The sequence below is a fragment of the Desulfocicer niacini genome (assembly GCF_054657595.1).
In genome coordinates this window covers 1-1,556 of sequence record NZ_BAAHYK010000132.1, presented here as the reverse complement: position 1 = coordinate 1,556, position 1,556 = coordinate 1, and the positions used below count along the sequence as shown (strand labels likewise).

1 protein-coding gene is annotated in these 1,556 nt (G+C 36.1%); it reads left to right on the top strand.

What is annotated here, in order from left to right; genetic code table 11:
* Nucleotides 1-85: 85 nt before the first annotated feature.
* Entirely contained in the window at nt 86-775 is a 690-nt protein-coding gene (locus ACYQ2M_RS25025) for a hypothetical protein (protein ID WP_459919130.1), read from the top strand.
* The last annotated feature ends 781 nt before the right edge of the window (nt 776-1,556 follow it).

Sequence of the window (1,556 nt, the reverse complement as noted above, 5' to 3'; positions counted from 1 at the left end):
TATTTAAATCTCATTAATATTTTTAGGATATGCTTTTAGCTGTCGGATAATAATACGCTTTGGACTATATTTAAATGGAGGCAAAATGCGTTTACTTATCACCATTTTATTTTTTGCAACGTCACTTTTCCCTATCAATCTTTTTGGAGAATACTCTACTGAACACGACAAACTTAAGGAGCATAATCTTAGCGAACGCCTTAAATTTGAATTGCATAACTATCAAAAGCAATTAGCTGGCGAAAAAAATGATGGTTTCCTTTTTCAAAGGAATCGCATGGGCGCTGGAGAATGGATTAAATTTTATGCCAACATGTCAGAGTGCGCTGAAGAACATGACGCGTTGGTCTGTTTAGAAGCATATGAGAAATGTAAAAGTTCTAAATATTGGGAAGAAATGGTAAAGGCTGCGGCAAAATATGAAAAAGAAAAAGAAAAATTTGAATTAAAGAATCCATCTGCTCGACTTTTCAATTACGAAGGTTTTATTGAAATCAACAACACTCGCATCAAAGCCAAGTCCCACATTGAGTTCTATAGCCTCCTATTTGAAGAGGAACTTTATAACATAATGAAAAGTTTTCACGAAGGTAGCGTAGTCTGTAATCTATTGAAAAGTCGAGCATCATCAAAGATTATAATTAAAGAACTTTCCGAAATTGTAGATATTTATGTACACCCTGTATTGGACGAAGATGATGAACAAATAGGAATCATTTTATTGACCAAACAGACTGCTGTCAATTTGGGAATCCTAAAGGAACGCCAAAGATAGAGCCTGTTTAAGAAGTTAAAGGCTCGAAGTGTCATGAATGATTTAATTATTATATTTCATTGAGCACTCAACTAAAGATCAAGATAATGGCTATTAAAGAAGTGGAGTTTCTATGGTAAATCCAAAACGTGCTATTGTACAAGAATATCAGTCGACATCATCAAAAAATTTAACTTTTTGTATAAAAATCTCACTTTTTATATCAATTATAGCAGTAGGCATATCATGCTTTCTTACTAGCCTTGATATTGTTTCTGTTTATTTGACGAATTTTTTCATGCTAAATATTGGTAAACTAAAATTTCACCGTTTTTAAATTTTATACATGGGGGCTCTAATCATGATGCATTTATCAGACGTGGCTTTCAAGGCATCTTTGGATTGTTGTCTTCATGAAAAAGATTTTATAGGGTTTTGCTACTGTGAAGGCAAAACCCTATAAAATTAAATCCAATGTGGCTCGGATACCAGGCTGGTAACGATGTTTCTGGTATTACTCTTATCAAAAAGGGTGAAACTTCAGCTTCATGACTATTTTGCATTTTTCAAGATCAAACTTAATGCATTGTAAAATTGAATATGTACAAGTCCCAAACTTGACGGCTCATCACCCGGCAAGGGAAAAAGGCACCACCATCTCCCGGATCACATTATCACCCTGCCCGGTACCGGCCCGGCCCATGGCCACCAGCACCCGCTTGATGATCTCCACCACCTGATCATGGATGCTGGGGCACTTACTCCTTGCCCTGATTTACATCGACCTCAACAAATCGAGAGG

Excerpts from the sequence above, each read along its gene's own strand:
- ACYQ2M_RS25025 (WP_459919130.1), top strand. The coding sequence starts at position 86 with ATGCGTTTACTTATCACCATTTTATTTTTTGCAACGTCACTTTTCCCT.